The 18,222-nt window shown below is 65.8% G+C and carries 15 protein-coding genes and 1 pseudogene; 9 read left to right on the top strand and 7 right to left on the bottom strand.

Annotated features, from left to right (window positions below; translation table 11 throughout):
- Positions 1 to 81: 81 nt before the first annotated feature.
- Complete coding sequence (locus ACH4OW_RS14865; protein WP_398027846.1) at positions 82 to 1,197, bottom strand: M24 family metallopeptidase; 1,116 nt, start codon at positions 1,195 to 1,197, stop codon at positions 82 to 84.
- Positions 1,198 to 1,548: 351 nt separating this feature from the next.
- Between ACH4OW_RS14865 and ACH4OW_RS14860 the strand changes: the two genes are divergently transcribed.
- Positions 1,549 to 1,698, top strand: coding sequence for a hypothetical protein (locus ACH4OW_RS14860; protein ID WP_398027844.1), 150 nt, complete (start codon positions 1,549 to 1,551; stop codon positions 1,696 to 1,698).
- 214 nt (positions 1,699 to 1,912) lie between these two features.
- Entirely contained in the window at positions 1,913 to 2,560 is a 648-nt protein-coding gene (locus tag ACH4OW_RS14855) for a sigma-70 family RNA polymerase sigma factor (protein WP_398027842.1), read from the top strand.
- 752 nt (positions 2,561 to 3,312) lie between these two features.
- On the opposite strand, the gene ACH4OW_RS14850 is transcribed toward ACH4OW_RS14855, so the two are convergent.
- Both ACH4OW_RS14850 and ACH4OW_RS14845 read right to left on the bottom strand, forming a co-directional pair.
- Positions 3,313 to 5,043 (bottom strand): mycolysin, encoded by a 1,731-nt coding sequence (locus ACH4OW_RS14850; protein ID WP_398027840.1) that lies wholly within the window; start codon positions 5,041 to 5,043, stop codon positions 3,313 to 3,315.
- 787 nt (positions 5,044 to 5,830) lie between these two features.
- Positions 5,831 to 6,040: a hypothetical protein gene (locus ACH4OW_RS14845; protein WP_398027838.1), complete on the bottom strand. Its 210-nt coding sequence runs from the start codon at positions 6,038 to 6,040 to the stop codon at positions 5,831 to 5,833.
- A gap of 243 nt (positions 6,041 to 6,283) precedes the next feature.
- Between ACH4OW_RS14845 and ACH4OW_RS14840 the strand changes: the two genes are divergently transcribed.
- From ACH4OW_RS14840 to ACH4OW_RS14825, 4 genes are all read left to right on the top strand, one after another.
- Entirely contained in the window at positions 6,284 to 7,048 is a 765-nt protein-coding gene (locus tag ACH4OW_RS14840; protein WP_398027836.1) for a response regulator, read from the top strand.
- Between the two features lie 135 nt (positions 7,049 to 7,183).
- Positions 7,184 to 7,381 carry a hypothetical protein gene (locus ACH4OW_RS14835; RefSeq protein ID WP_360125713.1) on the top strand — a complete coding sequence of 66 codons (198 nt, stop codon included), beginning with the start codon at positions 7,184 to 7,186 and terminating at the stop codon, positions 7,379 to 7,381.
- Positions 7,382 to 7,448: 67 nt separating this feature from the next.
- Complete coding sequence (locus tag ACH4OW_RS14830) at positions 7,449 to 9,596, top strand: peptidase domain-containing ABC transporter (protein ID WP_398027833.1); 2,148 nt, start codon at positions 7,449 to 7,451, stop codon at positions 9,594 to 9,596.
- Complete coding sequence (locus ACH4OW_RS14825; RefSeq protein ID WP_398027831.1) at positions 9,583 to 10,896, top strand: glycosyltransferase; 1,314 nt, start codon at positions 9,583 to 9,585, stop codon at positions 10,894 to 10,896. Before ACH4OW_RS14830 ends, ACH4OW_RS14825 begins: the two co-directional genes overlap by 14 nt.
- Positions 10,897 to 10,989: 93 nt before the next feature.
- Here the strand turns inward: ACH4OW_RS14825 and ACH4OW_RS14820 are convergent, their stop codons facing one another.
- Together ACH4OW_RS14820 and ACH4OW_RS14815 are read right to left on the bottom strand one after the other, a co-directional pair.
- Positions 10,990 to 12,192, bottom strand: coding sequence for a S8 family serine peptidase (locus ACH4OW_RS14820; protein WP_398027829.1), 1,203 nt, complete (start codon positions 12,190 to 12,192; stop codon positions 10,990 to 10,992).
- Positions 12,193 to 12,282: 90 nt separating this feature from the next.
- Positions 12,283 to 12,882 carry a hypothetical protein gene (locus tag ACH4OW_RS14815; protein ID WP_398027827.1) on the bottom strand — a complete coding sequence of 200 codons (600 nt, stop codon included), beginning with the start codon at positions 12,880 to 12,882 and terminating at the stop codon, positions 12,283 to 12,285.
- Positions 12,883 to 13,329: 447 nt separating this feature from the next.
- On the opposite strand from ACH4OW_RS14815, the pseudogene ACH4OW_RS14810 reads away from it, so the two are divergent.
- Positions 13,330 to 14,094: pseudogene (locus ACH4OW_RS14810) on the top strand (helix-turn-helix domain-containing protein).
- Between the two features lie 43 nt (positions 14,095 to 14,137).
- Here ACH4OW_RS14810 and ACH4OW_RS14805 read toward each other — a convergent pair.
- On the bottom strand, positions 14,138 to 14,704 hold the full coding sequence (locus tag ACH4OW_RS14805) for a suppressor of fused domain protein (protein ID WP_398027825.1): 567 nt from the start codon (positions 14,702 to 14,704) through the stop codon (positions 14,138 to 14,140).
- Between the two features lie 26 nt (positions 14,705 to 14,730).
- A complete protein-coding gene (locus ACH4OW_RS14800) occupies positions 14,731 to 16,398 on the bottom strand; it encodes an HNH/ENDO VII family nuclease (RefSeq protein WP_398027823.1) in 1,668 nt (555 codons plus the stop codon).
- 176 nt (positions 16,399 to 16,574) lie between these two features.
- Here ACH4OW_RS14800 and ACH4OW_RS14795 point away from each other — a divergent pair, with 176 nt between their 5' ends.
- Positions 16,575 to 17,138 (top strand): hypothetical protein, encoded by a 564-nt coding sequence (locus ACH4OW_RS14795; RefSeq protein WP_398027821.1) that lies wholly within the window; start codon positions 16,575 to 16,577, stop codon positions 17,136 to 17,138.
- Between the two features lie 14 nt (positions 17,139 to 17,152).
- Positions 17,153 to 18,175 carry a hypothetical protein gene (locus ACH4OW_RS14790; protein ID WP_398027819.1) on the top strand — a complete coding sequence of 341 codons (1,023 nt, stop codon included), beginning with the start codon at positions 17,153 to 17,155 and terminating at the stop codon, positions 18,173 to 18,175.
- The last annotated feature ends 47 nt before the right edge of the window (positions 18,176 to 18,222 follow it).

Here is an 18,222-nt window from a genome sequence, read left to right as displayed (position 1 = left end):
CCGTCACCCCTGGCGGGCCGGGCTGCCGCACGCGCCCTCCGCGCCCCTAAGCGCCCCCCACCCGCACCCAGCCACCCCACTTCACTCCACCACCGCCATCGCCCGATCACTGCCGTTCAACCAGCGCCCGCCGGTCTCCGTACACGTCACGGTGTCCCCGACCCGCGCCCCGAACCGACCCGGAAGGTAGATCCCCGGCTCGATCGAGAAGCACATCCCCGGCGCCAGCGGCAGCTGTTCGCCCTCCACCAGGTACGGCGGCTCGTGTGGAACGGCACCGACCCCGTGCCCCGTACGGTGAGTGAAGTACTCCCCATAGCCCGCCGCCTTGATGACCCTCCGGGCCGCCCGGTCGATCTCCTGGCAAGCCGCCCCCGGCCGTACCGCCTCGAAGGCCGCCTGCTGCGCCTCCCGTACGAGGTCGTGCACCTTGCGCTCCTCGGCCGACGGCGGTCCCACGTGCACGGTCCGCGCGGTGTTCGAGCAGTAGCCGTCCTTCAGGCCGGCGACGTGGAGTACGACCATGTCCCCGTCCGCGATCACCCGCTCGCCCGCCTCGTGCCCCGGATCGGCCCCCTCGGGCCCCGACCCGACGACCGTGAAGGCGACCACGTCGTGCCCGCCCTCGGTGAGCAGCCGTGCCACGTCGGCCGCCACCTCGCGCTCCCGCCGCCCGGCGAAGCGCAGCCCGAGGGCCGCCTCGTACGTGGCGTCGGAGGCCGCGGCGGCTTCCGACAACCGCTCCACCTCGAAGGCGTCCTTGACCGCACGCAGCATCGGCAGCGCCTCCGTCAGCGCGATGTACGAGGTTCCCGGCGCGGCCCGCTGCAAAGCCAGCAGGTCACGCGCCCACGTCATGTCGGAGACCCCGTAACGCCCCTGCTGCGACAGCCACTTCACCACCACGCCGTACGGGTCCGCGCCCTCCGCCCACGCGCTCAACTCCAGCGCACCCGCAGCGGCGGCCCGCTCCGCGACGGCCTTGTCCTCCGCGGGCACCAGCAACTTCGGCCGCCCTCCCACAGGGACGACCAGCATGGTCAACAGCCCCCTGGAACGTGGCGGGGCGTACCCGCACAGCCACCCCATCGCCGGCCCCGGCGTCACGATCAGCCCGGCCAGCCCCGCGTCCTCCGCCGCCCGGACCGCCCGCGCCATCCGCCGCTCGTAGTCCTCACGCGCCATCGAAGTCACCATGCCGCGAACTTACGCCGATACGCGTACGTATCACCGCATCGAACGGGCCACTCCCGTACGCGCCGCCCGGCCTCCAGGAGACCGCCGGCCCTCAGACGCCGCACACCCGCGGACGCTCCGCCCACGCCGCCCACGCCGCCCACGCCAACCCTTGATGATCAGTCACTGATCGCCCGCATCCCGGCGCCCAAGCGGGTGCAGCGCGCAGGGTGACTTCGGCCACGCCCGACCCCTGCGCCCCTCGCCCCCTCCCCACCGGCTTCTTCTGGTGAACCGGCGAAGCGGCATCCGGCACCCGGCCGGCCATGTCACCGCACCCCGCAGCCGGCCGTCACCTCAGGAGATCACCGCATGGACCCCGTCCAGAAACTCCACCGCGCTCTGCTGATCTTCATCATCGCGGGGCTGGTCACCTACCTGGCCTTCCTCAACCCGCTACTCGGAGCCGCCCTTCTGGTGGGAGTCGCGGTAGCACTGTTCATCCACCAGACCCTCAGCTGACCGCCCCGGCCGACCTGCCCCCCCGAGCTTCCGGAGGGGCTCGCGGCAGGCTCTGCGCGCGCCCCCGTGAACAACTTCACCCCACCACCTCACCCAAAGTTACGGCCCCCAGGCGCACCATGCGGGCCGCCCTCGGCGGCATAACTGGGTGAAAAGCGCGAACTGTGCATCGTCAAGCGTCGAGTTGACCGAGACACGGGAAGGACTGGTCCCTATGCGCAATGCCCCCGAAGTTCGAGGGCCTACGGACCCGCACGACCTGCCGAACAGGCAGCACAGCCTGATCCCCGCGGCTCGTACCGCGCCCGAATCAGAGCCGAGCCGGCGCCGCCTGACCAAGGAGCAGGTCGCGGAACTCGGGCGTCTCGCACCGTTCCTGGAGGGCCTGGTGCTCCAGGCAGGCATGGGCTACGCGATGGAGGACCTGGTGCAGACCTGCGTGTACCAACTCGTCCGCGCCTGGTCGAGGGACGACTTCGTGATGGACCGGCAGGACGGCGGGCGCGCGTTCGCCCGCAAGGTGATGCGCGACGTCATCGCCGACGCGGCGCGGAGCAACGACCGGGACCTGTTGTCCCTGGTGGGCGAGGTACCGGAAATCTCGGTCGAGCCCGACGAGGGGGCGCACATCCGCGACGACTGCCTCGCGTCCATCGAGCGGTTCCTCGCCGCCAAGCTCCCCGAGACCCTCTACCCGGTCGCCCGGCTCGCGATCGTCGAGGGGCTCAAGCAGGGAGAGATCGCCCGCTCTCTCGGCATCGACCGGCACACGGTGGCCCGGCGCTACAAGCGGGTGCGCGAGGAGCTGGAGCCCTACAAGGACACGATCCACGACGAGGTGCTGGGCGACGTGACGAGCTAGTGCCGCTACTCGGGCTCACGGGAGAGAGCCTGCGCACAGACTCGCTCCCGTGAGCCCAGGTTGGGTCCTAGCGACCCGCACAGAAACAAAGCAAACAGCGCTGTATGCGGGGGTTCGCATAGAGCGCCCATGCGCCCCTACCCCAGGAGAGGCTGGCCGGATGTACGACACTTTCGATCTACTCCGCCGCGCGGCGGAGGACAGCCGAAAGGCTGCTCGGGCACTACACGGCGGGATCGGTCCCACGCGTTGGGAGGCGCTTCTCGACCGTGTCGAGGAGCAGTTGGAAGCGGACGACCGGGACGGCAATTGCGTCATGGAGCCGACCGACTCCGACCCGCTGCATTCCTGCGCCTACGACTACGCCGGGCTTCCGCCGGCACATCTGACGACCGCGTCACTGAGCGCGGCCGCCCTCACCGGACCAGCCCTACCCGCGTTCCCGGAAAGGAGCAGGTACCTATCCTCTCTAGAAGTCCACGGTTCTACGGCCCTGTCATGACATAGCCGGTCGGGCGCCCGGTTCTCTGAGACGGCAGAGACGTACTCGCATTCGATACCAGATCTCCACGGGGGGAAGACCCGGCATCGAAAACGAATAGCCAACAGGACACCCGGCCAATGACAGGGCCCAGGTGACAGGCGCCAGTGCGCTCCAGCCACAACGCCCATGGACCGGGCCGCCAGTCGGCCCGGTCCATGGGAATGCGCAGCTGAAAACAGCCAGCCTGATCAGTACTGGTCAGACCCGATCAGTACTGGATGGTGTGCTTGTAGAGAATGCTCTGCGCCCTCGCGCCGTTGTCCAGGCCGTAGGCGGGCCGGTCGGTGACGAAGTACTCACGGAAGCTGGACTGCGGGTTCCGGGCCATCATGGCGTTGCTCTTCATCCAGCCACCGTCGACCTGGGACCACAGGTCGACCAGCGCGGTGGCGACGCGCGCCTCGCAGGCGTCACCCGGGTCGATGTTCCTCGTGGAGCGGTCGTTGGCGAGGTTCAGGGAAGCGCCGTTGCCCCAGTAGTAGGTGGTGTCGTTGAAGGTGTGGAACGCCACCGCGTCGGCGAAGCCTTCGGTCCAGCCGCAGCTGGTGGAGGAGGTGCGGTCGACGTAGTGGGGCGAGCAGTTGCTCACCCGCGGCCACCAGCCCCTGTAGAGCTTGCCCATGAGGGCGTGGCCCGCCTCGTGGACGGTGGTGTGTTCCGCGTCGGGGTCGTTGTCCGCGAGGTGGATCTTGTCGTCACTGGTGGTCCAGTACGTGCCGTCGGTCGAGCCGGGGTACCACTGGACGGTGATCGGGGTGCAGTAACCGTCCTGCTGGCTGGACGCCCAGCAGTTGGTCGTGGAACCACGGTTCCACCACAGCTTGTTGAGGGTGTCGAAGCTGTGCCAGGCGCGGCTCTGCCCCTGGTTGGCGTACACGTTGCCCAGGCTGGTGCTGCCCGAGATGTTGTTCAGTGCGTACGACGTGGTGGCGTAGAGACCGCCGTTGGCGTCGACCACCGACCACATCCGGCCGGCCTGCGACTGGAACTCCACCCAGGCCACGGAGGTGCTGGAGGTACGCGGGGTGTAGCAGAGGTTGAACTTGCCCGTGCCGTTGCCGGTCATCCCCGTGGCGAGCTTCTGCGTGGCTCCGTTGGCGGTCGGCTTGCCCCACAGGATGATGTTGGCGTTGCTGACCGGCTCGTCCCGGTTGGCCTTGCCATTCCAACTGCCGCCCTCGGATGACTGGAAGCGGTTACGGAAGGTGCCGCCGACGCAGGTCTGGGCGCTCGCGGCCGGGGCAGCAGCGCGCGGGGAGGCCGCGGCCGAGGCAGCCGAGGCGCGGACCGGGGCCGGGGTCTTGGGGTTCACCGGGCGAGCCTGGCGCTGGCCGGGCCCTGGGCCGTTGACCCGGGTGGCGCGACCCTTGGAGACCGAGACACCCTCGTCGGAGGAGCCCTTGGACGTGCCGACGGTGAGTTCCACCGAGTCGTGTCCGGCGCGGCGCGGGTCGGGATGGTCGATGTCGCTGATGTCCGCCTGGATCTGGGCGGGCCCGGCGGCGACGGCCTCGACCTTGACCTTGACGCTGCGGGTGCCGGGGGTGAGGGCGAGCTTCTGGCTGGTGCGCTGGCCGAAGGTGTCCGTCGTGGGCGCGGCGAGGCCGGCGTCCTTGCCGGCTATTCGGAGCGCGGGCGGCAGTTGGACGGACAGCCCGGCGTTCTTGACGTCGGCCTGGGCCTTGACGTCCACGGTGAGCGTGGCCTGCTCGCCGACGGCGGGCAGGTGGTCGAGCGAAGCGGTGACGCCCAGGCAGCTCGGAGGCGCCTCGGAGTGCTTCTCCGCGGTGCGGATCGTGCACGTGCCGTTCGGTGCGCTCGGGCCGGCCGGGGTTGTCGGGCCGGCGAACGCGGACGGCACGACGACGACTGCCAGACAGGCACCTACGCCTGCCAGCGCGGCCAGAGGGACAGGTCTCAGGACCCGCTTTCGGGACATGCGCAAACCTTTCTGCGGCGCTTACGGCCCGGATCCGGCACGACCGGGTCCGGTGCACGCGGGCACCGCCGTGAGGGGTGGGGCACTGCGTCCCGGGGCGCGGCAGCGTTCAACCACCGACTCAACCGCTGACCAAAGAAACACCCTGGGTGACAGCGAGCGAAACCATACACGAAGGCCTGCACATGCCAAGACCAGAGCGGAGAGCGCGCTTCATTCCCGAACTAGCGCCTTGGCCAGCGGCGTTGCGCCATAACAAGAACGCCCGGTGTTGGTAATCACTCACCTCAAGGCCTGACCCAAGCAGCGCGGCTCAACTACGCACAGTGAGAAGCGAGCTTCCGCATGGCAGGCCGAAAATCGCCCTGCTACTAGCTGGCCGCCCCCGCCACCACGCCAGATCGCCAGATCGCCAAAGCGGCCGTACCGATGGACTGCTCTCGATACGGCCGCCATGGAAAGTGCTGGTTCAGCAGAGCTGGCGCGCAGGCGCAAAGCGCGAGGAGTAAAACGCCGCCTCTCGACACCTCCCGACATCACCGGGTCGGCTGGCTGCACACGGGTCACCGAGGCGGAAACAGAGGGGCTGAGGGGCCCGCCGGCCAACCGCAGAGGAGAGAACCAACCTTCTCTCACGTCGATGCAAGTCGGCGCGGGCCAGGGCAGACCGACGCGAGTAGGGGCAGACCAGCGCAGGTCGGCGCGAATCGATGCGGCGAGCCCTTTGCAAGGGCCCCTACCGCATACGCAACTACGAACTTGGCAAAGTAGCGACCGTTTGGTCAGCTCACGTCACGTCAATCCACCCTGTCGACGACACGGTGGTGTTCGCTATCCCCCGATAGGCCCGCCGCTTCCACAGCGTGCTTCCTTCGCCGTAATCCGGCAGGGCCGCCCGCGCTTCGTCCTCGCTGTCGAAGACGTACTCCTTGCCGCCGGCCGTCCGGATCTTCCACTCATCCATGGGCATGCCGGCAAGTCCCGGACCCATAACCATGTTTGGCCTCCTCCTGATTGCCCAGCGCATGGCACTGAGGGCTTCGACGGGTACCGAAAACCCTACAGGGGTGAAGCGTCGAGAAGTCCCCGCCGACTGGCGGGCACCCCCGCCGATCGGCGGGGTGCACTGAATTGACCAGAACTTTAATAGAACTTTCAACCGGACATTTGGTGAATCGCTTACCCTGCTCCCCGCCTAAAATGACAGAGACCTTAGCAAAGCTGACACGGGGAGAAAATCATGACGGGTGCCAGAGGTCAGGCATGTCCAGATTCCTTGCGGGTTCTCATCGTCGATGACGAGCCACTGATGCGACTGAGTCTCCAGAACTTCTTGGACGCATCCGATGGCATAGACGTCGTGGAAACATGCGCGGGGCCCGAAGCTTGCGCGACTGTGGCGGCACATCGCCCCGATGTCGTTCTCTTGGACATTGAGATGCAGGAACTTGACGGCATGACCGTGCTGCGCCAAATTGCATCGGTCACACACTCCCCAAAAATCATCGTGCTCACGAAATCCCGCAAAGAGGAGGACGTGTCTCTCGCCCTCTTCATCGGTGCAACGGGTTATCTCTTGAAAGACACCGCCCCGGAACAACTGGTCCACGACATCCGGAGTCTCACCGCAGGGCGACGCCCCCTGGCATCACCTGTCGCAGCTGCCGTCATCAATGGTTATCTCGCCCGCTGCCGAACCAATGAGGCAGCCGCGATGGTGGGAACTTTGTCGCCCCGGGAGCGTTATGCGCTGTCCCTCCTGGGCAGCGGACTGACCAATATGCAGATAGCGCGTCGCATGGGTGTGGCGCCGAGTACCGCCAAGGATCACGTCAGTGCACTGCTTGCCAAACTCGGCAACCTCAACCGGGTACAAGCGGCGGTCATAGCGGATCGGGCAGGTATCACCGCCTGGTCGCCCGACCGCGACGTACTTCAAGCGGCCGGCCCCGTGCGCACACAACGGCCAGTGCCGGCGCCCACGGCAAAACTGGCGTACGCATAAGCCTTCCCTTGCCGGGCAGCAACCCCGCCGAACGGCGGGTGTGGCCACCACATGACGGATTGCAGCGCCCTCCGACCAGAGGGGATGATCATCTCATTCAGAAATTCTTACTGCTTCGGAAGGGGCTAAGAGACAATGAGTCTTTCCCAGCTGCGTGCCATGAACTTTCCCGCGCTCAGCGAGGTCGAGGGTCAGCAGGCAGACGGTGAAGGCCGTCGCCTGAGCAAGGCCCAGTGCGCCGAGCTCTACGCGCTGAGCTTCACCAGCGTGGTTATTTCGTGCGGCGGCACCCCCACGGACTACCTGAAGATGTACAACCAGTTCTGCCGCTAGCACTTTCTGATTCGGCCCTGGCTTCTCCGGAAGCCAGGGCCGAACCTGTGGGCGAAAAGGTAAGCAAATGAAGAAGTTCCGGCGATTTCATACGAGCCAAACGGGCGATACGGACTGCGGACCGGCGTGCGTCAGAACGGTCCTCAGGCGCCACGGCAAACTGGTCGACGTGGCAGTCCTCAGCGAGTCGGTTGGCCTGGGCCGTCGGGGCTCCTCTTTGCTGCGCCTGCAACACGTCTTGGCGGACTACGGCATCGACTCCGAGCTTCTTCGGCTGGACATCGGGCAACTCGCCCAGGCCGTGAATACGGCCGGGCCTGCCATCGTACGAGTGCAGGTCATGAGCCAACCGCATTTTGTGGTGGTGCATGCCGAACGCAATGGGCACTTCGCGATAAGTGACCCGCTGCTGTCGGCGCCCACAAAAATGAGTGCGGACGCCTTGGCAGAGATATTCACCGGACACGTGCTCGTCACGGATACGCCGACGGCCGGGCCGAGTCTGCGCAGCAGGTTCAACGAACTCCGCTCGCAGCGAATCGTATGGCCGCTGGTCCGCAGCCGCTGGCCTGTGCTGGCCGCCATTCTTGCCCTCACCGCGCTGGTCTCCGGAGCTTCGCTGCTGACCAGCATCTTCCTTCAAGTAGCGGTCGACCGTGTCGTGCACGAGGCTTCGATGCAGTCGATCAACCTGCTGACGGCCACAGTTGCCGGAATCCTTGTCCTGGTCGGAGTCGCTCAGTACACGCGCGGCCGACTGGCGGTCTCTCTCGGCCAGGCTCTGCAGCGCCAACTTTCCGAGACCTACGTTCGCAAGTTGTTGCGGTTGCCGACGGCGTTCCACAACAACCGGCGAGTCGGCGACCTGGTGAGTCGTCTCGACGACGTACAGGAGATCCAGACGCTCGTTTCCACCTCCACGGTCCAGGCTTCGATGGACGTCGGGGTGGTACTGGGGGTGGGCGCGTACCTGACCCTGACCAACAAGTACATACTTGCCGTTCTCCTCTTGTCCGCAGCGGTGAACGTTCTCACCTCGCGGCTGCTGTTCTCGCCCATCAGGACCGCTTCCGAGGAAGCTCTGCAGCGGGATGCGACGCTCAAAGCGGAGCTTTTCAACCTCGTACACCACTACGAGCAAGTGGTTTCCTACGCCAAGCGGGATTTCGCTCTGGACCGGATCCGGGAACGCCTGGAACGCAGAATCTCCGCCGAGACCCGCTTGGGCAGGCTCGGCAACCTGGGCTCCGTGGTGATGACCGTCAACCTCGGTCTCACCACGGTGCTCACCACGTGGGTATGCCTCAGGCTCGCCCTCTCCGGGGTGCTGACAGTCGGCCAGATCTTCGCTTCGGTCTCGCTGGCCGGCTACTTCCTGTCGTCTGCGAACTCGATCGCGGCTCTCCAAGTGACGCTCCAGCGCCTCTTCGCCGCCGTGGGCCGTTACCGCGAGATCATCAATCAGAACGAGGACCCCCGCCTGACGCCGGCCGAATTGGCGTCCCCGGCAACTCCTCTCGACGCCGAGCCCACGCACATCGAGGTGGGTGGCTTGAGTGTCACTTACCCGTCCGCCACGCGTCCGGCGGTGCAGGAACTCCAGCTCTCCATCGAACCGGCTTCCACGACGCTGATTGTCGGCGCCAACGGCCAGGGAAAAAGCACAGCCCTGAAGGCCATCGCAGGCTTCTTCTCCGAATACCACGGGACCGTCACGGTCAACGGACGGGACAGCAGGCAGCTACGGGAGAACGAACTCAGGGACCGCGTCCTCTACCTCAGCGACAACCCGCTGCTGATCACCGCCACACTCAGGGAGAACCTGACCCTGGGCAGGCCGGCAGCGGACGAAGAGATCGAACTCGCATGCAGAATCGCGTGCTTCGACGAGGTCATGCGCGATCTACCGGGCGGTCTGTCCTGGGGAGTGCGAGAGGACGGAAGCGGCCTCTCCCGCGGACAGCTGCAACGCCTGGCATTGGCCAGGGCAGTGCTGCACGCTCCGGACGTCTACCTGCTTGACGAAGCATTCAGCGGCATCGACCGCGGAACTGTGCACAGGATCTGGAGCAATATCGCATCACTTCCCGCTTCGAAGGTAGTGGTGTCCCATACAGATGCTGCCGACCTCACCTTCGACCACATCGTCCACATCGGGGGCGGCTCCGCCCAGAATCAGAAGGTCATGGAGGGCGTCGGCAATGCGCTTCGGTGAAGTAGTGGTCGCGGCACATGGGCGTGACACCGCAACGACTTCTTGGGACGAGGACCTGCGCCTCGTCTACGACGTCTCCCCCCACCTGGCTGACGTACCCGCCGCCGGCTTCCCACCCTTTTCTTCCTCAACGATGCCGTCGCCCCGCATCACCGCGGTGATACTTACCTGCGACGAGGAAGAAAGAGTAGGCCAGTGCATCAACGCCCTGGCTGCCGACGTCGACGAGGTACTCGTCATCGACTCAGGATCGCGGGACAGCACCCTGCAAGTAGTGCGGCAGTCGGGCATTCCCACGCGCGTGATCGAAAGCCCGTGGCAAAAGGACTTCGCGAGACAGCGAAACCTGGCCTTCGACCACGTGACGGACGGCTGGATCGTCATGGTCGACGCCGACGAGGAGTTGGCGCCTGCGTCCGTCGGGGCACTCCGGCGTTGCCTGACGGTGCTGGACCTCGTGCTGCCCGACGTCGACCTGGCGGTCTGTCCAGAGATCGCAGATGTCGACGACCAAGGCGGGATTTACACCGACCTGCCACGAGCTCTTCGATCGAGAACATCTCTTCGCTATAAGGGCCGGATCCACGAGCGTCCCTACGACCAAGAGGGAAACTGCCCCCTAACAGCCCGCGTCTCTGTCCGCTTCACACATCATGGCTACCAACCAGAAGTCATCGAGGCCAAGAAGAAGCTGCAACGGCACAATGATCTCCTCGAACTGTGCCGCAATGACGAACCCCACAACTCCAAGTGGACCTATTACCACGCTCGTGAACAGCTGGTCGAAACCCTCACTCCGACCCGCGCACGCGAACTGTTCGACCTGCTTTCAGAATCCCTGACGCATTGCCCGCCCGGAGCTTCGGACTACGTCGCAGAGCGGCTGCAGGACAGTTGGGCTCTGCTCTGTGAGCTCGCCCTTCGCTTCGGCGGTGCCAACGAGATCAGCCACTTCGCGGGACTGCTCCGTAGTGTCGACCGGCATGTCGAGGCCACGTACTTCGAAACGGTAGTAGCCGCCAGCCAGACGCTGAGCCGTCTCTCACAACTCGCGGATTCGGCAGCTGCCGCTTCAGCGAGAGACGGCAGGTCCACACCCCGGGACGCAGGACGCCTGCACGAGCTGTACGGCTTGCTGGCACTCGCGAGCGGACGCTATGACGAGGCCCGCACCGCCCTCGACCAGGCGAAGGCACGAGGATCGGGCGCACAACTGTCCACCGAGATCGCCAACCTACGAACAATGCTGTCCCACCTCGACAACACCCCAACACAGGAGCCGGCGGACCAGGCTCCGTAAACCCAACCCACCCGCCCCACCCCGGCAAAGAGTCCCGTCGCCACCACGACACCGCACCAACGTCGTTCTCGTAGTCGCGGCGGGCCGTCGGCGTTACGGGCCCGCGGGACGGTTGGGGGGCGGGGGCGGAGGGAAGCCGCCCGCGCCGGGATGCTGTTGGTACGGGCCCGGCTGCGGCTGGTACGGGCCCGGCTGCGGCGGCGCCCAGGTGCCGGGTGCGCCGTAACCGCCCGGGCCGCCGGGAGGCGGGGGCGGGCCGTTGCGGCGGTTGCTCTTGCGGACGACCAGGACGATGACGAGAACCAGGACGGCCAGGCCGCCCAGTGCGATGCCGCCGACGGTGGCCATGCTCAGATCACTCAGAAACGTCTTCTTCCCGGTCGGCGGCGGCGGTTCGCTGGTGTCCACGTCCGCGTAGGGGTCATCGGGCACCTTCAGGGGGCCGTTCTTGGACCCGGCCGGGATGTCGTCCTTCAGGGCCCGCAGCGGGCGGATGAACCCGTAGCCGTAGTGCGGGTCGGGCAGGTGAGTCCCTTCCATCCCCGGAGCCATTCCAGCGGTCTTCACCAGTCGGTTGGCGATCTGCCCGGCGGTCAGCTCGGGGTACTTCGAGCGCAGCAGGGCGGCGGCGCCGGAGACGTAGGCGGCGGAGTCGGAGGTTCCCGATGCCTGCCGGTACGGCTTGTACGAGCCGGCCGATCTGATGTGGACCCCGGGTGCGGTGAGCATCGTCTGGGGGCCGAAGTTGGAATCAGCCCAAACTTTCCCGTCCTGCTGTACGGCTCCCACCGCGAGGATGCCCGGCGAGGCGGCCAGGCCGGTCAGCCGCCCGCCCTCGTTGCCGGTGGACACCACCACCAGGACGTCCTTCTTGAACGCGTAGGCGATCTGGGCTCGGTCGAAGTCCTCCACGTCCGAACCGAGGGAGATGTTGATGACCTTGGCGCCCGCATTGACGGCGTAGCGGATTGCCTCGCCGAGCCGGACGCTGCTGAAGCCGCCGACATCTCCTTCGTCGTGCGAGGGAAACGACACGGGAATGATCTTGGCGTCGGGCGCCAGGCCCTTGATCCCGTCCGCGTTCCCGGGGCCGTGACCGTGCCCCGCGATCAGGGACGCCATCGCCGTCCCGTGATCACTGGCGTGGTCGAGGCCGCCGTTGACGAAGCTCTTGCCCGGCAAGATGTTGTTCTTCAAGTCCGGGTGGTCGAGCTGGATGGCGCCGTCGATGACTGCGACTTTGACACCTTTACCCGTGGACTGCTGCCACACGCGCTCGGCTTCGAACGACTTCAACGCCCCCGTCACAGTAACCCGGCCCTGCCAGCCCGCCGCGGCCTCCCCGGTGGCAGCACCGCGACGACCGACAGCGCCGGCATTGGGCGGTCAGTCACCGATGCGGTGCCGCATGCAGCCACTGTGCGAGGTGAGCACCGGCTCCGAGGTGTAGGGGTCGAGCGTGAGGCCGACGTCGATGCCGTCGTCGGTGACGGCATCGACGCCGACCACCTTCGGGTTGGCATCGGGGTCCGCGCCCGTAACCTGCCAGCCGAGCGCCTTCCACTCCGCGCGCAGCCGCTTGATCTCCGCCAGGTAATCATTCTGCGAGCGGTAGGACAGGCGCCAGACATAGGTGGGCTCATCGCGCGTCTCCCCGAGGTCGTCGACACCGAAGTCGTCGACGCAACTCGTGCTGCCCTTCGTCTCGGCGCTACCCACGCTCTCGGCCCGCGTCAGCTGCTTGACGACATCGGCGCCCGTCCGGCGTGTCTGGGCGTCGCGGTGCTGGTAGACAGTCGCAGTGCGTACCGGGCCGCCGGCCTGGGCCGTCAGAAAGGCATCGACCGCGAACAGCCCCCACCAGACCAGCCCTACACCGATCACGACCAGGGCCCACCGCCACAGGTGCAGTGGGCGGGCCGCGTCCGGCGCTGTCGACTGCGGCTGCGGCTGCGGCTCGGGCGTACTCGGGGACTTCGATGGCATACCGCCATCCCACCCGGCTCCGACATGGCCTGACCAGGATAATTGTCCTCAGCTGTCTGAGTAGCCGTACTCAGAGCGACTCAGCGACTCACGGGATGTCGCACATCCGGACCATGTCAGCCCAAGTGCAGCAGCAACAGCCAGCCCCCAGCGCGATCAGCGGTACTCCCAGCACCCGAAGGAACGCCAACTGGGCGAGCGGGCCCGCTACATATGTGGATGCAAGTGGCCGTGACGGGCCATCGTGTATCGGGGGCGCTCACACCAATCAGCACGTACAGAAGCGCAAGTCCTAGGTGCATTGATCACGAGGGTTGTTGACAATCCACTCGGTTCGATCACGGCGAAGACCTCCGGTGTGGTGGAGGTGCCTAGGCTGCACCGCACAACGGAGGACTTCGTGTCCCACCGTAATGCCCGCGTAATGCCAGGCTGGCCGTCATCGGCATGCGGCTGCTGGTCCTACGGGTTCGCTCCGGGCGGCCGGTGGCCCACGTCGCCGCCGAGATGGGCACCTCGCGACCGACGGCCCACAAGTGGATTGCCGCTGGCGGGCGGAAGGCGACCCGGGCCTGTGCGACCGCCCCAGCCGGCCGCACACCACCCCGTACCGCACCGGGGAGCAGAGCGAAGAGCGGGTCTGTGCACTGCGCCAGGCCGGCAAGCGGGGCCGGCCCGCATCGCACCGGTCCTCGGCCTGCCCGCCTTCACCGTGCACCGCTTCCTGGCCCGCCACGGCATGAACCGCCTGGTCCGGCTCGACCGGCCCGGTGAGCTGGTCCACGTCGACATCAAGAAGTTCGGCAACATCCCCGACGGCGGCGGCTGGTGAACCGTCGGCAGGACGGCTTGTGACCGCAACCGCCAAGGCACCACCGACCAGCGCAAGAGCTGCAAACCGGTGATCGGCTACAGGGCATCCACTCCGCCGTCGACGACCACCCGGCCCGACGAACGTCAGTACACCGCCATCACCATCTGGCGCCGCGCCCACGCCTTCTTCGCGGCCCACGGCATCACCGTCCAGCGGGTCCTGACCGACGACGGCTCCTACTACAAAGCCAAGCAGTTCACCCAGGTCCTGAGAGCACCACAGCCCTGGCAGGCTTCCTGTACACCTACAACCACCACCGATGCCACACCGCACTCCAAGGCCAGACACCCATCAACCGAGTGACCAATGTCGCACGGCTATACATTTGGGTCGCGTAACTGGCAGACAGCCAGGAAACAGCGGAGCCGCGGGCAGACAGGATCAGACCGCAGACGCCCGTGTGACGTCCAGCAGATCGGTTTCCTCCTCTTCCCAGATCTCGTACAGAGCGTCAGCGTCATGCTCGTTGACATACGCAATCTCTGCTGCAGTCACCGGGACCACGGTGAGGATCTGCATTTCGGTGCGGCCTTCAGCGTTCAGGACCGATTCGAAACCGTCCTCGATGTAAGGGTGGTTCACGATCATGACACCCGCCATGTCGAGGTCCTCCCAGAACGGCTCTGGGGCCGGAATCACTTGGTCGAGTTGCACGGCCTCTCCCACCCTGATCACGAGGTTGGCTGTGAGGGTGACGAGCGCGCGGGCGTAGGCACGCTGTTCCGGAAGGACCGTACAAGCTAGTTCAATCGGCATGATGGTGGTGATCTTTTGGAAGCGAATGCCGTTAGTCACTACGGACACTAGGTCTTCTGCGGGCGTCTTGCAGAAGAAGAGGGCGAAGCCGCGGTTCTCCCCCTCGATCACGGGCGGCTCGGCGTCATAAACCTTGCCCAGAAATCCTTCGATGTGATCGATGAAACCGGCGTACGGCTCAGGCGTGCTCATACAATGTCCTCCAAGTTCGCAATGATTCAGCCGAAGGGGTTAGTTCTATTATGGCGGCCACTTCGACCGCTGGAGGTGTGACCAGACCCGTTCGGTGGGCTGGAATTTCCCCCCGGGTTTCCGAAATTCGGGTCGTTCAGCATGTTCTTGCCGTAGTGCCCGTACCCCGGGGCCGTGGACTCCGACCCATGACCGACGTTCGTCGACGGATCCTCAACTTGATAATGCTTGGGGTCATTGTATTCGTTCAGCACTTCTTTCCACTTGAACTGACCTGGGTGATCTGCAACTATATCCTTCAGGCGACGGTACTCACTGTCAGGCACATGCCCGAAGTGAAAATTCTGCGGATGCCCCGAACTGCTCGGAGGGTTGGGGGCAGGGCGAGTAAAACCACTCCCATCCGTAACGCGCCGCCCTCTCTCATTGTATTTAATCGCGTTGCCCGCAGCATCCCGCTCACACTTAATAATCTTGCCCGAGTTGGGGCATACGAAATCCTCACCGTTACCCGCCCGCTTCGCATCCCGAAATACAGCGAACTGTGTCTTTTTGCGCAGCTTTGGGCGTGTGCTCCGATTCAGCTTCTGCAACTCCGTGTTGACGGGCGGAGTCGTGCCCGGTTGCGGGCCCCTGCTAGTAGGTTTCTTGCCCTTGTTGATGCTGTCAAAGTGGCGAGCCAGCCCGGCATCATTGTCGAGGTGGTTACGTTTCATCTGCCGCAGGCCATCGGTCATCTGCTTCCGCAGGTGCTTGGCAGCTGTGCCCGTGGCGTCCCGGATCCCGTCCGTCACCCGGTCAAGCGCGGCATTCGCCGCGTTAGCGATGGGGTCTCCTCGCCGCGTGCGCCCTTGGTGGGCTCGCGCCCGGTCAATCCGGCCTCGCCCACCATCGCCAAGGGTGGCGCCCCCTCGCTCCAGTCCCCCTACCGCCCGGTCGTAGTCACCAGGCTGAAAACTGAATCCCCCTCCCCCATCGCCAACGCCACCGCCGCCGCCACCACCGCCACCGCCACCGCCACCGCCAGCGGACAGCAGTTCCATCTGTGCGGCCCCGCTTTTCAGCCCATCCTTACCGGCGCGGGCTGTACGGCCCAGGTCGATTCCCTCCTTGCCCGTCATCGCGTTGGTGCCCAGTTGTACGATCAAGTCGCCCGCCATGGAGCCGAGGGCTTCGTATACGGGTCCCATCGCGACATCGACCACATGACTGGCGATCTCTTCACATACCTCCTTGAAGATGCGCTTTACGGTGATACGGGTCACCTGGGTAGCGGCCAGCCCTCCTAGCGTCGACAAGCCCAGGGTGAACGGTGCTGACGCAGCAGTTGCGATGATCTCTGCGGCTAGGATGCCCAACTGCACGATGGCCGCGAGTTTGGCTCCTTCGATGAGCAACGCCACACCATCCATGGCGGTGGCTGACACCCGACCAGCTTCCGCCAAGTTCTTCAGGTGCTTGCCGTTTACTTTTCCCCAGTGCTCTTCCAAGGCCGCCATGGCCATCGAGCCGCCCGCGCCGCTGACAAGGTCCGCCAGCGCGCGATGCGCCTCTGCGGCGCCGTCATCAACTTGGTCGGCGAACTCGCGCATGGAAGTGGCCATTTCGCGATAGTCGTCTTCGTCTACATTTGGCCATGAAACGCCTATCAGGTCTAAAGCTTCGTCCAGCGCCGTCGGCAGCGTGACGCCCAATGCGTACCCCCAATTAACAGTCTTGGGAAGGTAGACGACCGCTGCTGCGACTGAGGTTCCAGCCCGCCCGCCCTACATCCCCTCCCAAGTTCCCCAGCCCCACAATCGGTAGCTGCCTTGTGCTGGGCTCTGCGGCTGGTCACTTAGCTCGGATGCGGGCATGGGGCTGGAGTTCCGTGTCCAGCTCTCGCATTCCGGCCTCGCTCGCGGACCTGGCCGTACCCGTCGATCAGCTCGCCGTTTGCCCCCGCAACCCGCGCACCGGTGATCTCGATGCGATCACGAAGTCACTGTCCGCGAACGGCCAGTACCGGCCGATCGTCGTCAACAAGGGCTCGCTGAACGGACGGCCGAACGCGGATCTGGCGGACAGCCACACGCTGAAGGCGGCCAAGCGGCTCAGTACGGCGTTGCTCGCCGACATCCTCTCCGACCTGCCTGACCTCCAGGGGACCGGCTACGACCAGGCGCAGCTGGACCAGCTCCTTGATGACACGGCCCTGCCGGCGCCGATCGAGTTGCCGACCGACGGAACCGGGCCGGGGACTGCGGCAACGGTGGACTATTTGCAGTGGAGCTACCTTCAGTGGTCCTCGACGCGAATGCGGATCACTCAGGCTGAGGTCGAGGTGCTGGACGCGCTGTACCGGCAGCTCGTCGATGCGCACGACTCGGACTCGGGCTTCGGCTGGCATGTCCTCAACGAGGAGCACCAGACCCGCGAAGGGGACGTGCCGTAAGCAACCGTCTCGACGTGCGCTTCGACCCGGCGTACCCACTGGAGGAGCTGTGCCCGGCCGACTACAAGCCGCGGCACCTGTCCGAGGAATCGTTCGTGCGTCTGCAAGTTTCGCTGCGTCGCCACGGCGTGGTGGGGCCGGTGATCTCGCATGCGGGCGGGACGCTGGTCGCCGGCCGCCAGAGACCCAAGGGCGGCCCCAAAGCGATCGTGCAGACGACGCCGCCGGCGATGGGCCTTCCGCAGGAGGTCAGGTTGCAGGGCGAGATCAAGTTCAGCCTCCTTCACAACCGGGTCGAGACCGAGACGTCGGTGGTCTTCGCGGAGCCTGGGCCGATCGGCGAGTGGTGCTGGATTCCATGGCAGCCCATTGGGGTGGAGGAGTCGAAGAACCTGCCGTTCCATCAGGCCATCGCGTTCATAACGGCGGTGCACGGGCCGTGGGGGTCGGTCGTCATCGACGACCAGGGCCGCGTCGTGCTGAACTCGAAGTACGCGGCGGTCGCCCAGACGCAACGCTTCGACGTGCCGGCGTGGACGGTGGCCTCGTTCCACGCGGGGCAGCTCGTCATAGACCTCACCGGTGAGTACGGCGTACGACTGGTCCGGCCTGGAGGAGCAGGCGCCGGTGTGGAACCAGCGCATCGGTCAGCCCAACCGGTCTCGCGAGCACGCCTCGAAAGCGAAGAAGGACCGGGTGCGCTACAAGTCGGAGGTGTGGGCGCGGCTGGCGCTGCCGTGGCTGACGATCTCGCACGGGGAGGTGGACTTCGTTGCCGACCACGGGGACTACGCCTGGCAACTGCTCTCGCCGCCGCCCACACGTCCGTCGGCTCTGTCCGCGCCACGGCGCGGAACGACGCAGAACTGTACGTTCAGAATATCCGGAGCGGTCAAATGCAGATCCCGTCAATGCTGTACCGCTGCACTGTCCTTACCTTCAGCTCCCATGGGCAGCTAATTCTCGGTGGCGCAGACGGTATGTACGCCATGAAACTCCATGTCGGACGGCTCTGGCATAGCGGGCAGCCACTTTGAGCGAGTGCCCGCTATGCCTTGTCGATGAGTAACTGCGAATTGAGGCG

It is taken from the genome of Streptomyces sp. NPDC017056 (assembly GCF_044332485.1).
GTDB lineage: Bacteria > Actinomycetota > Actinomycetes > Streptomycetales > Streptomycetaceae > Streptomyces.
Note: the sequence above shows the minus strand (reverse complement) of the source record. Positions and strands in the feature narration are given on the sequence as shown.